Raw genomic sequence first — 16,593 nt, forward strand, 5'->3', positions numbered from 1 at the left:
TGCGTCGCCGACATCGGCCCATGCATGGCCCGGGCACGCCCACCGGCACAAAGAAGCAAAGGAACAAGGAACCATGAGCGCGAGGATAGAAGCCGCTGTTGGCGGCCCCCCCTGGCGCAAGCTGCTCGGGGCAACCGGCATGGACGTGCTGCTTTACGGATGGAGCGCCCCCTTGCCCGCGGAGATCGCGTTCCTGCACCGCATCCTGCAGCTTGCCCAGGCACTCGGCAGCAATCACGGCATGCGTGTTTCCACGGCGATCGCTTCGGAAACCGGGGCTTGCCCGCCCTGCGATGTGCTCATCCTGTGGGAGCAGCCGCAGCCGTACAGCCCGGGCGCGCCCTCCGGCCGGCTCGACGAACTGATCGAGAAAGCCACCTACGTATGCGTGATCGGCAAGGCGGTGCTGTGGCTGCTGCAGACCCGCTGGTCAGCCGGCATGCGCGTCGCACTGCACTGGCATGACGCCATGGTGCTGGACGCGCCGGCGGACGATGCCATCCTGTCGCCGGCCATCATCGAGCACACGGGCAAATGGACAACCTGCTGCGGGGGCACGGCTGCCATCGACCTGGCCCTGGGTCTTGTGCGCGATACGCTCGGCACGCAACTGGCCAGCACCATCCAGGACATGCTGTGCATCGAGCGCATCCGCGAACCAGCCGAGCGCCAGCGTGTTGCGCTGCAGACGCAGTTCAGCGGCCTGACGCCCAAGCTGTCCGAGGCGGTCGCGCTGATGGAAGCCAATATCGAGGAGCCGCTGCAGGCGGAGGAAATCGCACGCCTGGTCGGCGTGTCGCGGCGCCAGCTGGAGCGGCTGTTCAAGCAGCACCTCAATGCCGTGCCGTCGCGCTATTACCTGGACATCCGCCTGGCCAGGGCGCGCCGGCTGCTGCGGGAATCCCGCCATTCCCTGCTGCAGATCGGCCTGATGTGCGGCTTCTCGTCGGGTCCGCACTTTTCCACGACCTACCGGACGGTCTTTGGGCTGACCCCGCGCGAGGAGAGGCAGCGGATTCTCCGCCCGGAGGCCTGAGCCGTTCGGCGAAGCCGGTTTCAGCCATGACGGCGCAGATCTGAAATGCGACGTCGCATCCGTGGATTGAGCGGCGTCCCGCAGCACGTACAGTTCGGGACGCTGCCAGGCCAGCCACACAGGCAGATTCACCGCGACCGATCGCGGCTCATCGTGACTTATGCAGGAACACCATGTGGATAGCCCGCCCCGCCGTTGAAAAGGATGCGTCCGCGCTGTTTGCACTTGCACAGCGCGCGACCCCGCACGTCCACACGCTGCCCCGCACGCGCGAGCGTATCGACGATGCCGTCTCGCGCTGCGCCGAAGCCCTGGCACGATCCGTCGACATGCCGGGAGACGAACGCTACCAGATGGTGCTGGAGCGCCCTGACGGCACGCTGGCCGGTGCCGCGTCCATCTCGGCCACCGCCGGCGCGGCGGGCGCCTATTTCTCCTACCGGAACGACGTCATCCACCATGTGTCGCGCGATCTTGGCATCAGCAACAACGTGCATGTGCTGACGCTGAGTTCGGATCTCACCGCGCATTCGCAACTGTCCGGCTTCCTGGTGGATGCGCCCGGGGAAGACGCCTGGGCGGGCCCCCTGCTGTCGCGCTCGCGCCTGATGCTGGCGGCGGCCGACCGGCGGCGCTTCGCCGACGAGTTCTTCGTCTGCCTGGCTGGCCAGACCCGCGCGGATCATTCATCGCCTTTCTGGGATGCGATCGGGCGAAAGTTCTTCAACATGGATTACCTGTCGGCCGAACGCGTGGTGCAGGGTGCCCGCAACGGCACGCTTTTCGTGGAACTGATGCCGCACTACCCCGTCTACGTTTCCCTCCTGCCCGACGAGGCCCGGGAGGTGATCGGCCAATTGCACCCGGCTGCCACCTATCCGTTCGACATCCTGAGCGCGGAAGGCTTCGAGGCGGAGCGCTATGTCGACATCTTCGACGGCGGCCCGGTGCTGGAAGCCCACGCATCCCGCCTGCAGACCCTCGCCACCGCCCGCACGCTGACCGCCGGGCTTGACGCCGGGAACCAGCCCGCCGAGACCTGCCTGGTGGCTTCCACCGGCCCGCTGGCCACGTTCCGCTGCACCATCGCCAGCGGCGTGGTCGAGCTGGACCGGGGCAGGATCTCCCTTGCCGCCCGAACGCTGGAATCATTGCGCGTTTCGCCCGGCGATGCCGTCATCGTGGCGGCCGCATGACCCGGCCAGACACAGCGCGACACACTGTGATGCCCCCCCAGGAGCCCGCATGATCGTTCTACGCGCAATCCATGCCACCCACCTTCCCGCCCTGCTCTCGCTGGCGCAGAAGGTTGGCCCCGGCATGACCACCCTCAAGGCGGATGCCGCCGTACTGGGCAAGCGCATCGCCACCGCCGAGGCGTCGTTCAGCGGCGAACTGCCGCCCGAGCAATGCGACTATGTCTTCGTCCTCGAAGACACGGCAACCCGCCAGGTCTGCGGCGTCAGCGCCCTGAAGGCCGCGGTGGGCCTGGAAGATGCGTTCTACAGCTTCCGCCTCGGCCAACTGGTGCATTCCTGCCGCGAGATCGGCGTCTACTCCAACAAGAAGACGCTCTTCCTGTCGAACGACCTCACCGGCTGCGCCGAGCTTTGCACCCTGTTCCTCGACCCCGCCTACCGCAGCGGCAACAACGGAAAACTGCTGTCGAAAGGCCGCCTGCTGTTCGCCGCCAGCTTTATCGACCTGCTTCCCGAGGTGATCTGCGCCGAGCTCAGGGGATTCCTCCGCCCGGACGGCACTGCGCCGTTCTGGGAGAGTCTCGGCAAGCACTTCTTCAAGATGGATTTCTCCGTGGCCGACGACAAGAGCGGCGGCGGCGCCAAGTCGTTTATCGCGGAGCTGATGCCGCGCTTTCCCATCTACACCGACTTCCTGAGCGACGAAGCGCGCGCGGTGATCGGCCGCGCGCACGCCGATACCGAGCCCGCGCGGCGCATGCTGGAACAGGAGGGCCTGGACTACGAAGGCCTGGTGGATATCTTCGATGCCGGCCCGGTGGTCCAGGGGCACGTCAAGCATCTGCGCATCACCAAGGACAGCATGCTCGCGATCGCCCGCCCGGCAGCGGGCAGCGAACCCGCCGGCGCGCACCCGGTGCTGGTCGGCAATACCAGGCGCGGCGACTTCCGCGCCATCGTCAGCCATTCGGCGCCCGCCTTTGGCAGCCTGCCGCTGACCGGCGAAGAGCGCGAGGCGCTCGCCGTCAACGCCGGCGACCCCGTCCGCGTCGTCACGCTCAAGCCGGGAGAGAAGCTCAATGGATAACCATCGCGATCCGCAAGGCCAGCTACCGGACGATCCGTTCACGCTGGCAGGGAGCTTTGGCGCAGGAGGCAGACCGCGCGCGCAAGAGTTCAACTTCGACGGACTCGTGGGGCCCAGCCACCACCACGCGGGCCTCGCCACCGGCAATGTCGCCTCCATGCGCAATCGCGGCACTGCCGCGAATCCGCGCAAGGCGGCGCTGCAGGGCCTGGAGAAGATGCTGGCCCTGCACCGCCGGGGCATTCCCCAGGCCGTGCTGCCACCGCTCGCCAGGCCGAACCTGCGGCTGCTGCGGGCGCTCGGCTTCAACGGCAGCGACGCGGCGGTGCTTGCCAAGGCTGCACAGCTGGAGCCGCAACTGCTGTCGGCGGCCTACTCCGCTTCGTCGATGTGGACCGCCAACGCCGCCACGGTCTGCCCTGCGGCGGACTCCGCCGACGGCAAGGTCCATTTCACCCCGGCCAATCTCAGCGCCAAGCTGCACCGGTCGCTCGAGCATCCGGACACGGCGCGGCTGCTCCGTCAGATCTTCAGCAACGAGCAGCATTTCGCCGTGCACGACGCCCTTCCCGGCGTTGCCGCCCTCGGCGACGAAGGCGCGGCGAACCATACGCGCTTTGCCCGCGCCCATGGAGAGCCCGGCGTCCAGTTCTTCGTCCACGGCGAAGACGCTTTCGCCGCCGCGGACGCGGCCCCGCGCAGGTTCGCTCCCCGCCAGTACGCCGAAGCCAGCCGCGCCGTGGCCCGGCTGCACCGGCTCGACCCGGCACGGACGGTCCATGCGCGGCAATCGGCGGTGGCAATCGATGCCGGCGTCTTTCACAGCGACGTGATCGCCGTCGGGCACCTGGATACCTTGTTCTATCACCAGGCCGCCTTCGATGACGAGCCCGGCACAATCGCTGCGCTGACCAGGGCCTGCGACACAAGCGGCCTGGCGCTCAATTGCATCCGCGTAGCCGAAGACCAGCTCTCGCTGCAGGACGCCGTTGCCACCTACCTGTTCAACAGCCAGCTGCTCTGCGCTCCCGACGGCGGCAAGCTGATGGTCGTGCCCGCCGAGTGCCAGGATAATGCCGCGTGCCGGACCTATCTGGAGCAACTGTCGGCACCCGGGGCGCCGATTGCCGAAGTCCTGTCCTTCGACTTGCGCGAAAGCATGCGCAATGGCGGCGGCCCGGCCTGCCTGCGCCTGCGGGTGGTGCTGGACGCCGCGCAAGCGGCCTCCATTGGCAGCCATGTGTTCTTCAGCGAAGCGCTGCACGACACGCTGGTTGCGTGGGTCGCCCGCCACTACCGCGACCGCCTGCTGCCCGACGACCTGCGCGACCCGCAACTGCTGGATGAAATCCGGGTGGCGCTGCACGAGCTGGAACACATCCTGAATCTGCCGGGGTTCTACACCGTGGACTGACAGCGCGCCCGCACACGGCCACCCGGCCATTCCAACCATTTCCACTCCATCACCGCCCGATGCGGTGCGGCTTCGTACGCGCCGCATCCGGCCATCGCCACATCAGGAAACAAGAGTTCATATGGAAAGCAACGCGTGGTTTGAAGTCGATCTCGACAAGTTCGAAGCGAATGTTCGCGGCATCCAGGCGCTGATCGGCCCCCGGACCGAGATGTGCGCGGTCATGAAGGCCGATGCATGCGGGCATGGCATGGCCCTGCTGGTAGCCTCGGCGATAGCGCTCGGCGTTGCATCGATCGGCATCGCCAGCAACGAAGAGGCGGAAATTGTCCGCCATGCAGGCTTTCGTGGCCGGCTGCTGCGCGTGCGCGCGGCCACGCCGGTGGAAATCGAGGATGGCCTGCAATACCGGCTGGAGGAAATCGCCGGCAATCTCGAGTACGCGCACAAGATGAACGAGATCGCCGGGCGCCGCGGGCGTTCGGTGCGGGTGCATCTCGAGCTGAACTCCGGCGGGATGAGCCGGAACGGCTTCGACCTCAAGGCCCCCGAGGAACGCCGCAAGGCGCTCGCGGCGGCGGCGCTCGCCAAGCTGGAAGTGGTTGGCATCATGACGCATTTCCCGGTCTGCGATGTCGCGGACGTGGAGCGCGGGCTGGCCAGCTTCCGCGAGGAAGCCGGCTGGATCGTCGAGAACGCGGGGCTGGACCGCGCCCGCGTGCAACTGCACTGCGCCAACTCCTTCGCCACCCTGGAAGTGCCTGGCAGCCACCTGGACATGGTGCGAACGGGCGCCATCCTGTACGGCTGCATGCCCGCCTACCCGGCGTTCCAGGCCATCGCCAGCCTGAAGTCCCGCGTGGCTTCGGTGAACGCCTACCCCGCCGGCAACACCGTGGCCTACGACCGCACCCTCACCCTGGAGCGCGACTCCCGGCTCGCCAATATCCCGATCGGCTACGCGGACGGGTACCGACGGGCCTTCTCCAACAAGGGATTCGCCCTGATCCGGGGCAAGCGGTTTCCGGTGGTCGGGCGGGTGACGATGAATACCCTGATGGTCGACGTGACCGCGTGCGAAGCGGTCTTTCCCGGCGACGAGGTTGTCCTCTGCGGCCGGCAAGGCGACGGCCGGATCGATGTGGCGGACATCGAAGCCATCTCCGGCACGATTTACCCAGACCTCTGCGTTGGCTGGGGCAATTCCGTCAGCAAGATTGCGACGCGCTCCGGGCAGCCAGGCACGGGAGACGCGCTCCCGGCATCTTTCCAGTCACCCGGCCGATAGCAGCGGGTCCCGGCTCAGCCGCTGCGCTGCCTCCGATGCGCAGATCGGTTCTCCGCCGGCGGCCCCAACACCTCTCGCAAGGGGTTCATGCCTGGCCTGCGCGGCCTCCTTCGGCGTGCGTGCCCGATGACGTCGAGGCGGCGCACGCCGCAGCCCGAACACCGCGGCACCACCGCCCCTCGCCCGGACGTGGCGCCTACTCGAGGCTCACATTGGCCTTCCTGACCAAGGCCGCATAGCGCGCCGCTTCGCTCTGGAAGAACCTGGCGGCCGCCTCCGGCGTTCCCGGATTGATCGTATTGCCTTGCTTCTTCATGGCGTCCAGGACATCCGGACTGGTGAACGCCTTCGCGAATGCGGCCTGAAGGCGCTTGACTTCGGCCGGCGCAAGCCCGGCGGGGCCCACCACCGCGAACCAGCCCTCGACGGCATAAGCCGGCAACCCTTGCTCGGCGATGGTGGGAATCTCGGGCGCGGCGGGCGAGCGCGTCGCGCCGCACAGTCCGATCGCGCGCAGGGTGCCGTTCTTCAGATGCGGCGCAACGGCATTCAGCGCCACCACGCCCATCTCGACCTGACCGGCGATCAGGTCGGTGATCATTGGCCCGGTCCCCTTATAGGGAACGTGCCGGGCCTTGACGTGCGCCTCGTCGAGGAACATTTCGGCTGCAAGCTGGAGAATGGTGCCGTTGCCCGACGATGCATAGTTGAATGCATCTGGCCTGGCCTTGAGGAGCGCAACCAGTTCCTGCACGTTCTTCGCCGGGACCCTGGCGTTGACCACCAGCACCAGCGGCGTCGAACCGATCACGCTGATGGGCGTGAAGTCCCTGATCGCGTCGAACGGCAACTTCCTGTACACGCTGGGATTGATGACGTGGTTGTTGGAGAACAGCCCCAGCGTCGTGCCGTCGGGCGAGGCCCTGGCTACGGCCGTGGCGCCGGTAATGCCGCCGGCGCCGGGCAGATTCTCGATCACCACCGGCTGGCCCAGGCTCCTGCCCAGCGCAGGCCCGGCGGCGCGTGCGATCGCGTCCACGCCGGAGCCGGCGCTGATCGGCAGGATCAGGCGCAGCGGCCGGCCCGAGCCCTGGGCCAGCGCGGTGCCGGCCGGCCAGGCGAGCGTGAGTGCCCCGGCCGAGACGGCCATGCCGAGTGCTGCCCGGCGCGAAAGGGGGAATGCCATGTCTGTCTCCGTATCGTTATCGTCCTGGTCCGCGTGGCCGTCCAGGGCCACGCGGCAAGGCGGCAATATTCAGCCCTGGGCCCGCGTGCCCAGGGCTGACAGGATTTCGTCGTTGTGCTCGCCGATGCCCGGCAGCGGCATGCGCACGCCGGGCCTGCGCCCACCCATCAGCAGCGGCAGCAGCACCACATCCGTCGTTCCGCCGTCGTCGATCTGCATCGGAACCAGGCCGCCGCTGGCTCTCAGGTGGGGATCCTCCAGCAACTGCTCCGGGCGCATGATGGGCGCGTAGGGAATGCCGGCGGCTTCGAGTTTTGGCGAGAGGGTCTCCACCCGATGCGCCTTGAGAATCGCGCCCAGCCGCTCCAGCAATGCCGGCCGTACCGCAACACGCACGGCGTTGGTCGCGAGTTCGGGATCGGCAGCCAGGTCTGGGCGCTGCAGCACGTCGCACAAGGTGTTGAACTGCTTGTCGCTGACGGCGCCGATAAACAGTTGCTCGCCGTCGGCCAGCGTGAACACGTCGTAGACGCTCCAGGCGGAGACGCGGGACGGCATCGGCGGCGGCGGCTCGCCGGTCATCGAAAACTGCTGCATATGCTGGGACGACAGGAAGACGCAATTCTCGAACAGCGCGCTCTGCACTTCCTGCCCCTTGCCGGTACGGTCGCGTTCGCGCAAGGCGGCCATCACGCCGATGGCGCCGAACATGCCGCCCATGATGTCGTTCACCGAGGTGCCCGCGCGCAGCGGGCGGCCCTTCGGGCCGGTCATGTAGGACAGCCCCCCCATCATCTGCACGACTTCGTCGAGCGCCAGGCGGTTTTCATAAGGGCCGGGAAGGAAGCCCTTGTGCGACACGTAGATCAGCCCCGGGAACCTGGCGGACAAGGTGGCATAGTCGAGCCCGCATTTCTCCATCAGCCCCGGACGGAAGTTCTCCAGCAACACATCGCACTGGCCAACCAGTTCCGCCGCCGTGGCTTGTCCCTGCGGCGAGGTGATATCGATGACAACGCTCTTCTTGTTGCGGTTGAACGAGCGAAAGAAGCCAATGCCAAGGCCGGGCAGGTTGCGGGTCTTGTCGCCGCCAGGCGGCTCGACCTTGATGACTTCAGCGCCCAGGTCCGCCAGGACCATGCCGCAGGTCGGGCCCATCACCATATGGGTGAACTCGACGACGCGAACGCCGGCGAGCGGCAAGGCGGCATGCTCGGCGTGTGCAGTTTGTTCGGTGTGTTCGGTGTGTTCGGTGTGTTCGGTGTGTTCGGTGTGTTCGGTGTGTTCGGTGTGTTCGGTGTGTTCGGTGTGTTCGGTGTGTTCGGTGTGTTCGGTGTGTTCGGTGTGTTCCGTGCTCATGGTTCGCTCTCAGGCGCTGGCGCCGGTGGTCTCGGTGGCGGTGGCCGCATCGGCAAGCGACGCAGGGAATGTCTTGGGCAGGCCGGCGCGCCACAGCGTGCCATGCAGGGTTTCATCCGTCAGCCAGCCGGCCACGCGCGCGCGCAATGCCAGCAGGCGGCCGATATCGATGCCGGTCTCGAAACCCATGCTCTCCAACAGGAAGGCCAGGTCCTCGGTAGCGACGTTGCCGCTGGCGCCGGGGGCGTGCGGGCAGCCGCCGATCCCCGCGAGGCAGGCATCGAAGCGGGTCACCCCGGCCTCCAGCGCGGCATAGACGTTGGCCAGGCCAAGCCCGCGCGTGTCGTGGAAATGGCCGCACCAGAAGCGCTCGCCGGCAATCGCCGAGGCACGTTCGAACAGGCTGCGCACCATGGCGGGGTCGGCGTAGCCCACCGTGTCCGCCAGGCTGACGCGATCGGCACCCGCATCCAGCAAGGCCTGCATCAGGCGCAGCACCTCGTCCGGATCCACATAGCCCTGGATGGTGCAGCCGAAGGCCGTGCCCACGCCGCCTTCGATCAGGGTCCGGGAGCCGGCCGCATCGCGGGCGGCACGGATCCTGGCCACTTCGGCCACCACCTCGCCGGGGGTCTTGCGCAGATTGGCCAGGCTGTGCGCGTGGCTGGCGGACAGCGGCACCAGCATCAGGTCAGCGCCGCTGGCAATGGCGTTCTCCGCGCCCCGCAGGTTCGGCACCAGCACCGAGACCAACAGTCCCGGCAGCGACCTGGCAAAGTCCACTAGTTCCGCGGTATCCGCAAGCTGCGGCAACCGCTTCGCCGGGACAAACGAGCCGACTTCGATTTCGCGCTGGCCCGCCGCATAGGCCGCCTGGATCCACTCGCGCTTGGCGGCAGTCGGCAGGATGGTGGCGATGCTCTGCAGCCCGTCGCGCAATCCAACCTCGCGGATCACGGCGCGGCGCGGCGCCAGCTCAGTGAGCCTTGTCATTTTGTCTGTGTCCCCTCGGATGCCCGTGTTTCGGCCTGGCATAGGCACGCATCGCGCTCATGGCGCTCATTGGCACTCTATGCCGTTCCAACCCAAGCCTGAAGCGGTAAAGAGGAAGCGCTAGCATTCCAGATCGGAAAGCCTGTGCAGTCGCCCCGGACCTGTTGGCGGTATTCGGCGCAGCGGACGCCGGATAGCGTCTTGCCACCCCGTCTGGGCCCACTTCAGGGATTCCGGGACCAGTAAGGAAGCGCTAAGATGGCGGCACCAAGTTTCCAGATCGGAAACCCTGACCACGCCCCTCAACGTTGAAAGATCTCGATGCGCGATCTTGACCTGACCTCACTGCGCCTGTTCGTCGCGGTTTGCGAGACACGCAATATGGCGCGTGCCGGCGAGCAGCAGCACATCGTCGCTTCGGCCATCAGCAAGCGGCTGGCGCAACTGGAAGACACCGTAGGCGCCACGCTGTTCGAGCGGCGCCGGCGCGGGGTGATCCCGACCGCGGCTGGCGAGATCCTGCTTGAGCACGCGCGCGCCATGCTGGCCGCGGCCGACCGCGTGGAGCGCGACATGGCCGACTACGGCACCGGCATCAAGGGGCAGGTCCGCCTGCTGGCCACCGTCTCGTGCATGGCCGAATCGCTGCCCGACGATATCGCGAGCTTCCTGCAGGTGCCCGAGCATCGGGATATCCGCGTCACCGTCGAGGAGAGCCTCAGCCGCGACCTCGTCCGCTCATTGCGCGAAGGATCCGCGCCGCTGGGTATCTGCTGGGATGCCGCGGATCTCGAAGGATTCCAGACCCGCCCCTACCGCGGCGATGCCCTGGCAGCCATCGTGCACCCTTCGCATCCGCTCGCGCGCCAGGCGGGCTGTTCCTTCGAGCAGACCCTTGCGTTCGACCACATCGGTCTGCCCGGGCAGACCGCGGTGCACACCATGCTGGCGCGCGCCGCGGCCATCATCGGCAAGCCGATGTCCTACCGGGTCGTGGTCTCCTCCTTCGATGCGTCCCTGCGCTGCGTGCGCGCCAATCTCGGCCTGGCGATCATGCCCCGCGAGGTGGTTGAACCGATTTCCGCCGGTCTTGGCGTACAGGCGATCCCGCTCACGGAGGTGTGGGCACAGCGCCGCTTCGCGATCTGCTTGCGCGACGAGGCGAGCCTGTCGCCGGCGGCAAGACTGCTGGTGGATTATCTGGTACGGAAGGCAGCGGCCTGACGGCCGCTCGGATTCAGCGGCGGAGCAATCCGCGCGGAATCAACCCGCCGCCCCGGCACGCTCAGGCTGTCGCCGCCGGCAGCTGCGGCCAGGGCCGTTGCGCGGGACGCATCTGCTCCCAGGCCCTCGCCATCTGCAGAACGCCAAGATCGTCGAAGCGCCGTCCGGCAATCTGCAGGCCGATCGGCAGGCCATCTGCCGCGTACCCGCAGTTGACGGACGCCGCGGGCTGCTCGGAGAAGTTGTAGACGACGGTGAAGCTTGCCTGGTGAATGGGCTCGACGCCCTCGTAAGCCACATGCGTCTGTTCCGCCCCGAACGCGGGCTGGGGAAACACAGGGGAAAGCACATAATCGAAATCGCGCGTGGCGGCCACGGTCGCCGCGCGTAGCGCCAGGCCCTGCGCCTGTGCCTTGTAGACCTGCTCGGCGGTAAAGTCCCCGCTCCTTTGCGCCGCCCACTGGATGAAGGCAGACGCCTTGGCGCGCCGTGCCTCGGGCAGCGAAGCCAGGTCCATGCGCGTGCGCATGGACCAGAAGGCGCCGACGCCCTCGAGCATGCCCGGCTCGATCCACGAGCGGATGGGTTCGACCACCGCGCCGGCCGCTTCGAATGCCCTGGCGGCCTGCGCCACCGCTTCGCGCACTGCCGGATCGACCGGGATGCCGCAGTCGAGTTCGAGCCACAGGCCAATGCGCAGGCCCTTGAGGCTGCGCTCCAGCCGGCTCCACCCGATGGGCTGGTAGGGCAGGCTCATATGGTCGCGCGCGTCAGGCAGGGACAGCACGTTCATCATCAGCGCGGCATCCGCCACGGTACGCGTCATGGGGCCGGCAGCGCGCCCCGTATAAGGCGGATCGATCGGAATACGGCCAAGACTGGGCTTGAAACCGAAGATGCCGCAGAAATTGGCCGGCCCGCGCACCGAACCGCCGATGTCCGTGCCGACATGCAGCGGGCCATAGCCGGCCGCCGCCGCCGCCGCCGCGCCCGAGCTGGAGCCGCCCGGATTGCGCCCGAGGTTCCATGGATTGCGCGTCAGCGGGTGAAAACTGGACATGGCGGCGCCAAGCATGCCGAGGTCCGGCATCGTGGTCTTGCAGACGAACACGGCGCCGGCTTCGCGCAGGCGCGCAGCCGGGGGAGCATCCTTCGCAGCCGGAATCAGCTCGGTCGCGGCGCAGCCCAGCGGCGTCGGCACGCCTTGCGTGGCAAGGTTTTCCTTGATGGTCACCGGCACGCCGTCGAGCGCCCCCTGCGGCGCGCCGCGCAGCCATCGCGCCTCGGACTCGCGCGCCATCGCCAGCGCGCGCTCCGCGTCGAGCGCGTAGGTCGCATGGATATGCGGCTCCCATGCATCGATGCGGGCCAGCACGGCTTGCGTCACCTCCACCGGCGATAACGCCTTGCTGGCGTAGAGGTCAAGCAGCGTCGTGGCGCTCAGTTCATTAAGGGCAGTTGTCATGGTGTCATCCCTGGGTGAAGGTGCGTCAGCCGGCACCGGATTGGCAGCCCCGGCCGGATAGCGCATGGGTGGCTATCCAGGGGCATGAAGAAACTAGGCAGCCCGCTTCCGCCCGACCCTGCCCGGCTCGCCGGCGGCGCCCTGCGCGCGGCGCTCGAGCGTCTCCGTCAGCTTGTCGATGCAGCGGTTGAAGGTCTTGAGCTCGGCTTCGGTCAGCGTGGCAAGCAGTGCTTTCTCGAGCGTGTTGCCACGCTCGTAGGTCCGCTTCACCATGCGCTCGCCTTCGGCGCTAAGGAAGAGATTGATCTGCCGGGCGTCGAGTTCGCCGATCTGCCGGCACAGGAGCCCTTGCCGCACCAGCGCGCTGACGAGCTTCGACACCTGCGTCTTCTCGAGCAAGGAGAGTTCGATGAGCCGGCTCAGGGTCAGCCCCGGCTCCAGCGCAACCAGCCGCAGCACGCGCAGATCACGCACCGTGACGCCAAACTCGTCTTCGTAGTATTTCGAACCCGCCGCTTTGCTCAGCTCGCTCAGCCGATCGAGTCGGAACGACAGGTATTCGAGGATGGGGTGATCGGAGGCGGACATGGCGGGCTTCGAGAATTTAGTCGATATCGACAATAAATTCTCTTAGCAATAGTTGATCGTTGCAACTAAGTACAAACACCTAGCCCGAGATGGGCCGGAGGATGCCGGGGATGCCTCAGCCCTTTGCCGGCCGCTCCACCCCGCCTATTCCACCCGATCCGCCGCCTGCCACAAGCCGGCATCCCCCCGTGCAGCGTTCCATGCTTCGAACCGGCTTCGCCAATCTTCAAACGGCTGGGTCAACGGCCGGCGGGGATCATCGCTCAGCGAATAGGCCATGCCTTCGATCAGCCACTTCGGCTTGCGCAACAGGGCAATGTTCCCGAGTTCCTCCGCTTGCCGGAAATGAATCAGCTCGTGGACAACGAAATAGGGCTTCCAGCCCCGGGGCGCAATGGCGACACCCCAGTCGGCCACGGCGGCCGCGGCCCTGTTGCCCAGGCCAAAATCCTCGCGGCATGCGTTCGTCGCGCAGAAGACAACGCTTGGCGGCTTGTGGAAAGGGCCAACCTTGCGAGAGGTGGCATCGACCGCCGCCGAGTAGAGGGTACGCGCCTGCTCGAGGCGGCTCATGTCATCGATGCAGATCCCGCTGTCGACACAGTGCACGCCCGGCACGAACTGAGGCGCCGCCGCCCGCAATGGCTTGACGAACGCCAATATCGACGCTGGCACGAAGACCGCCGCCGCCAGCACGCCCAGCACCATATTCCGCCTCTTCATCCTTCTCTCCTCTGCCGTTCAGGAATGCGCGTGGGAACAAAGCCCGGCATGATAGCGGATGGGTCCCTGTAGATTCTCCCTGGCGAGAGCCGGCGATACGCAATGCGCCGGAAACCGGTGAATAAAAAAGCCGGAGCAAGCTGCGTTGCGGCAGCGTCGCTTCCGGCCGGTGGCGGCAACGCTTCGCATGAAGGCTGCCGGCTCTCGGTTGTAGCCTGCTACGGCGATGTTCGCCGATCCTCGTCGTGGATCGTCACGCCAGGCTGATCCAGGTCGTCTTCAGGTCCGTGTACTTGTCCAGCGCGTGCAAGGACTTGTCCCGTCCCGAACCGGACTGCTTGACGCCGCCAAACGGCACCGTCACGTCGCTGTCCATATAGCAGTTGACCCATACCAGCCCCGCCTGCAGCTTGCGCGAAACGCGATGCGCGCGCGCCAGGCTGGCGGTCCACAGCCCCGAACCCAGGCCATAGGGCGAATCGTTGGCCATGCGGATGGCCTCGTCTTCCGTCTCGAAGCGGGTCACCGCCAGCACCGGGCCGAAGATTTCCTCGCGCACGATGGTAAGCGACTGCGTCGGGCACTCGAAGATGGTCGGCTGCATATAGAAGCCGCCGCTGTCCGCGTGCGCGCGCCTGCCGCCCGCGCGCAGGCGGGCGCCTTCGTCCTCGCCGCTTTTCACGTAGGACATCACGCGCTGCAGCTGCGCGCCGTCGACGATGGCGCCCATGGCGGTGGCGGGGTCCAGCGGGTCGCCCGGCTGCATCCGTGCGGCATGCGCTTCCAGCTTCTCCATGAACGCGTCATAGATGCCGCTCTGCACGTAGAGCCGCGAGCCGGCAATGCAGATCTCGCCCTGGTTGCTGAAGATGCCGATGGCCGCCGCCTGCGCGGCACGGTCCAGGTCGGGGCAATCGTCGAAGACGATATGCGGCGACTTGCCGCCGCACTCCAGCCAGACCCGCTTGAGGTTGGACTGGCCGGAATACTCCATGAACCGCTTGCCGGTCGCGGTGGACCCGGTAAAGGCAATGCAGTCCACGTCCGGATGGCGGCCCAGCGCCTGCCCGGCGGCAGCGCCCAGGCCCGGCACCACGTTGAGGACGCCCGCCGGAATGCCGGCCTGCTCGGCAAGTTCCGCCAGCCGCAGCGCGGTGAGCGGCGCTTGCTCGGCAGGCTTCAGCACCACGCTGTTGCCCGCCGCCAGCGCCGGCGCCACCTTCCAGCTGGCCATCAGCAGCGGATAGTTCCAGGGCACCACCGCGGCCACCACGCCCAGCGGCTCGCGCGTGATCGTTGCCAGCACACCGGGGCCGGTCGGCGCGATCTCGTCATAGATCTTGTCGATGGCTTCGCCGTACCAGGCGTAGGTGCGGCCGGCCTCGGGAATGTCGTATTGCAGCGTTTCGGCGATCGGCTTGCCCATGTCGAGCGTTTCCAGCAGCGCCAGTTCCTCGCGGTGCGCGTCGATCAGTTGCGACAGCCTGACCAGCACGGCCTTGCGGGCGCTGCGCGGCATTTCCGACCAGACGCCCGACTGGAACGCCTTGCGCGCCGCGGCCACGGCACGGTCGACGTCGGCGGCGCCGCAAGCCGCCACGCTCGCCAGCACCTTACCCGTTGCCGGGTTGACGGTCTCGAAGGTGGCGCCGTCGGCGGCGTCGGTCCAGCGGCCATCGATATATGCCTGCGCACGAACCGGCACGACTTCCGCCTGCCTGCGCCAGTAGGCGAGATCTCGTAAATCGCTCATCGTAGTTTCCTGGTTTTCATTGTGTCCGGCACGCTCAGGCGTTGGCCTGCGCAACCATGGCGCCCAGCAGCACGTTGGCACCAGCCTCGAGGTGCTCCGGTTTGGCGTCTTCGATCTCGTTGTGGCTGATGCCGTCCTTGCACGGCACGAAGATCATCGCGGTCCGTGCGATGCCCGCGATATAGACGGCATCATGGCCCGCGCCGGTCACGATGTCCTGGTGCGTATAGCCGCGCGCCATGGCTTCCTCGCGCACGTGGCGGATCAGTTCGGGCGCAAACGGCGTCGGCGCGAAGTACTGCACATCCTCCACGACGACATCCAGCGCCGTGCCGGTGGTCGTGCCGCCGGCCAGCGCCGCGCAGGCGGCGTGCAGGCGCGCGTCCATTTCCGCCAACCGCTCCGGATCCAGGTGGCGCAGGTCGACCGTGAACTTGACCGCCCCCGGGATGACATTGCGCGACGACGGATGCACATTGACCACCCCCACGGTGCCGCGTCCGTGCGGCGCGAAGTCATGGGCGATCCGGATGACTTCCTGCATCAGGAAGGTGGCGCCGTAGAGGGCATCCTTGCGCAGCGGCATCGGCGTAGGGCCGGCATGCGCCTCCATGCCCGTCACGGTGACGTCATACCAGCGCAGGCCGAGCGACCCGGTCACCACGCCGATCACGTTGTCCTGCGCTTCGAGCACCGGCCCCTGTTCGATATGGGCCTCGAAGTACGCGCCGATCCCGCGGCCGACCTCGGCATCGCCGGCATAGCCGATGGCCGCCAGTTCATCCGCCACGCGCTTGCCCTCGGTGTCGGTGGCGGACAGCGCAGTCTCCAGCGGGAAGACCCCGGCAAACACGCCGGAACCCATCATCACCGGGACGAAGCGCGAGCCTTCTTCATTGGTCCAGATCGCCACTTCCAGCGGCGCTTCGGTGGTAACGCCGTGGTCATTGAGGGTACGCATGACCTCGAGCCCCGCCAGCACGCCATAGCAGCCGTCGAACTTGCCGCCGGTGGGCTGCGTGTCGATATGGCTGCCGGTCATGACCGGCGCGAGCGCGTCGTTGCGCCCTGCCCTGCGGCCAAAGATGTTACCGACCTTGTCGACGGTCACGCTCAGCCCGGCTTCCCGCATCCAGCCGGTGACCAGGTCGCGGCCCTGGCCATCCAGCGCGGTCAGCGCCAGGCGCGCGTTGCCGCCCTTGGGCGTGGCGCCGATCGCCGCGAGATCCATCAACGATTGCCACAGCCGGTCGCCATTGATTGCCAGCGTATTCATCT

At 67.3% G+C, this 16,593-nt stretch carries 14 protein-coding genes; 6 read left to right on the plus strand and 8 right to left on the minus strand.

Annotated elements, in window-relative coordinates; translation table 11 throughout:
- Positions 1-73 precede the first annotated feature (73 nt).
- From AC3FOF_RS30170 to alr, 5 genes are all read left to right on the plus strand, one after another.
- Entirely contained in the window at positions 74-1,036 is a 963-nt protein-coding gene (locus tag AC3FOF_RS30170) for a helix-turn-helix domain-containing protein (RefSeq protein WP_276265945.1), read from the plus strand.
- A 173-nt stretch (positions 1,037-1,209) separates the two neighbouring features.
- Positions 1,210-2,232 (plus strand): arginine N-succinyltransferase, encoded by a 1,023-nt coding sequence (locus AC3FOF_RS30175; protein WP_017229402.1) that lies wholly within the window; start codon positions 1,210-1,212, stop codon positions 2,230-2,232.
- A 49-nt stretch (positions 2,233-2,281) separates the two neighbouring features.
- Positions 2,282-3,322, plus strand: coding sequence for an arginine N-succinyltransferase (gene astA / locus AC3FOF_RS30180; protein WP_488728684.1), 1,041 nt, complete (start codon positions 2,282-2,284; stop codon positions 3,320-3,322).
- Entirely contained in the window at positions 3,315-4,736 is a 1,422-nt protein-coding gene (gene astB / locus AC3FOF_RS30185) for an N-succinylarginine dihydrolase (RefSeq protein WP_488728685.1), read from the plus strand. The genes astA and astB overlap by 8 nt, the downstream gene beginning before the upstream one ends.
- A 121-nt stretch (positions 4,737-4,857) precedes the next feature.
- Positions 4,858-6,024 carry an alanine racemase gene (gene alr, locus AC3FOF_RS30190; protein ID WP_017229405.1) on the plus strand — a complete coding sequence of 389 codons (1,167 nt, stop codon included), beginning with the start codon at positions 4,858-4,860 and terminating at the stop codon, positions 6,022-6,024.
- A gap of 196 nt (positions 6,025-6,220) precedes the next feature.
- Here alr and AC3FOF_RS30195 read toward each other — a convergent pair whose 3' ends face one another.
- The 3 genes from AC3FOF_RS30195 to AC3FOF_RS30205 form a co-directional block, all read right to left on the minus strand.
- Positions 6,221-7,210: a Bug family tripartite tricarboxylate transporter substrate binding protein gene (locus AC3FOF_RS30195; protein WP_488728686.1), complete on the minus strand. Its 990-nt coding sequence runs from the start codon at positions 7,208-7,210 to the stop codon at positions 6,221-6,223.
- A 69-nt stretch (positions 7,211-7,279) separates the two neighbouring features.
- Positions 7,280-8,569, minus strand: a complete 1,290-nt coding sequence (locus AC3FOF_RS30200; protein ID WP_488728687.1) for a CaiB/BaiF CoA transferase family protein — start codon at positions 8,567-8,569, stop codon at positions 7,280-7,282.
- A gap of 9 nt (positions 8,570-8,578) precedes the next feature.
- Positions 8,579-9,562 (minus strand): hydroxymethylglutaryl-CoA lyase, encoded by a 984-nt coding sequence (locus AC3FOF_RS30205; protein WP_488728688.1) that lies wholly within the window; start codon positions 9,560-9,562, stop codon positions 8,579-8,581.
- 321 nt (positions 9,563-9,883) lie between these two features.
- On the opposite strand from AC3FOF_RS30205, the gene AC3FOF_RS30210 reads away from it, so the two are divergent.
- Complete coding sequence (locus AC3FOF_RS30210) at positions 9,884-10,786, plus strand: LysR family transcriptional regulator (protein ID WP_017225887.1); 903 nt, start codon at positions 9,884-9,886, stop codon at positions 10,784-10,786.
- Positions 10,787-10,847: 61 nt separating this feature from the next.
- On the opposite strand, the gene AC3FOF_RS30215 is transcribed toward AC3FOF_RS30210, so the two are convergent.
- The 5 genes from AC3FOF_RS30215 to AC3FOF_RS30235 form a co-directional block, all read right to left on the minus strand.
- Positions 10,848-12,251: an amidase gene (locus tag AC3FOF_RS30215; protein WP_276265952.1), complete on the minus strand. Its 1,404-nt coding sequence runs from the start codon at positions 12,249-12,251 to the stop codon at positions 10,848-10,850.
- 93 nt (positions 12,252-12,344) lie between these two features.
- The gene (locus tag AC3FOF_RS30220) at positions 12,345-12,839 is read right to left on the minus strand and encodes a MarR family winged helix-turn-helix transcriptional regulator (protein ID WP_017228696.1); all 495 of its coding nucleotides are present in this window, start codon (positions 12,837-12,839) and stop codon (positions 12,345-12,347) included.
- 144 nt (positions 12,840-12,983) lie between these two features.
- Positions 12,984-13,562 carry a hypothetical protein gene (locus AC3FOF_RS30225; RefSeq protein ID WP_276265953.1) on the minus strand — a complete coding sequence of 193 codons (579 nt, stop codon included), beginning with the start codon at positions 13,560-13,562 and terminating at the stop codon, positions 12,984-12,986.
- A gap of 253 nt (positions 13,563-13,815) precedes the next feature.
- Positions 13,816-15,315, minus strand: coding sequence for an aldehyde dehydrogenase (locus AC3FOF_RS30230; RefSeq protein ID WP_488728689.1), 1,500 nt, complete (start codon positions 15,313-15,315; stop codon positions 13,816-13,818).
- Positions 15,316-15,349: 34 nt separating this feature from the next.
- On the minus strand, positions 15,350-16,591 hold the full coding sequence (locus AC3FOF_RS30235) for a Zn-dependent hydrolase (protein WP_488728690.1): 1,242 nt from the start codon (positions 16,589-16,591) through the stop codon (positions 15,350-15,352).
- Between the last annotated feature and the right edge of the window lie 2 nt (positions 16,592-16,593).

The sequence above is a fragment of the Cupriavidus sp. 96C5-1 genome (assembly GCF_057798855.1).

Excerpts from the sequence above, each read along its gene's own strand:
- AC3FOF_RS30215 (WP_276265952.1), bottom strand. The coding sequence starts at position 12,251 with ATGACAACTGCCCTTAATGAACTGAGCGCCACGACGCTGCTTGACCTC.
- astB (WP_488728685.1), top strand. The coding sequence starts at position 3,315 with ATGGATAACCATCGCGATCCGCAAGGCCAGCTACCGGACGATCCGTTC.
- AC3FOF_RS30220 (WP_017228696.1), bottom strand. The coding sequence starts at position 12,839 with ATGTCCGCCTCCGATCACCCCATCCTCGAATACCTGTCGTTCCGACTC.
- AC3FOF_RS30175 (WP_017229402.1), top strand. The coding sequence starts at position 1,210 with ATGTGGATAGCCCGCCCCGCCGTTGAAAAGGATGCGTCCGCGCTGTTT.
- AC3FOF_RS30210 (WP_017225887.1), top strand. The coding sequence starts at position 9,884 with ATGCGCGATCTTGACCTGACCTCACTGCGCCTGTTCGTCGCGGTTTGC.
- AC3FOF_RS30195 (WP_488728686.1), bottom strand. The coding sequence starts at position 7,210 with ATGGCATTCCCCCTTTCGCGCCGGGCAGCACTCGGCATGGCCGTCTCG.
- AC3FOF_RS30235 (WP_488728690.1), bottom strand. The coding sequence starts at position 16,591 with ATGAATACGCTGGCAATCAATGGCGACCGGCTGTGGCAATCGTTGATG.
- AC3FOF_RS30205 (WP_488728688.1), bottom strand. The coding sequence starts at position 9,562 with ATGACAAGGCTCACTGAGCTGGCGCCGCGCCGCGCCGTGATCCGCGAG.
- AC3FOF_RS30170 (WP_276265945.1), top strand. The coding sequence starts at position 74 with ATGAGCGCGAGGATAGAAGCCGCTGTTGGCGGCCCCCCCTGGCGCAAG.
- AC3FOF_RS30230 (WP_488728689.1), bottom strand. The coding sequence starts at position 15,315 with ATGAGCGATTTACGAGATCTCGCCTACTGGCGCAGGCAGGCGGAAGTC.
- alr (WP_017229405.1), top strand. The coding sequence starts at position 4,858 with ATGGAAAGCAACGCGTGGTTTGAAGTCGATCTCGACAAGTTCGAAGCG.
- AC3FOF_RS30200 (WP_488728687.1), bottom strand. The coding sequence starts at position 8,569 with ATGAGCACGGAACACACCGAACACACCGAACACACCGAACACACCGAA.
- astA (WP_488728684.1), top strand. The coding sequence starts at position 2,282 with ATGATCGTTCTACGCGCAATCCATGCCACCCACCTTCCCGCCCTGCTC.
- AC3FOF_RS30225 (WP_276265953.1), bottom strand. The coding sequence starts at position 13,562 with ATGAAGAGGCGGAATATGGTGCTGGGCGTGCTGGCGGCGGCGGTCTTC.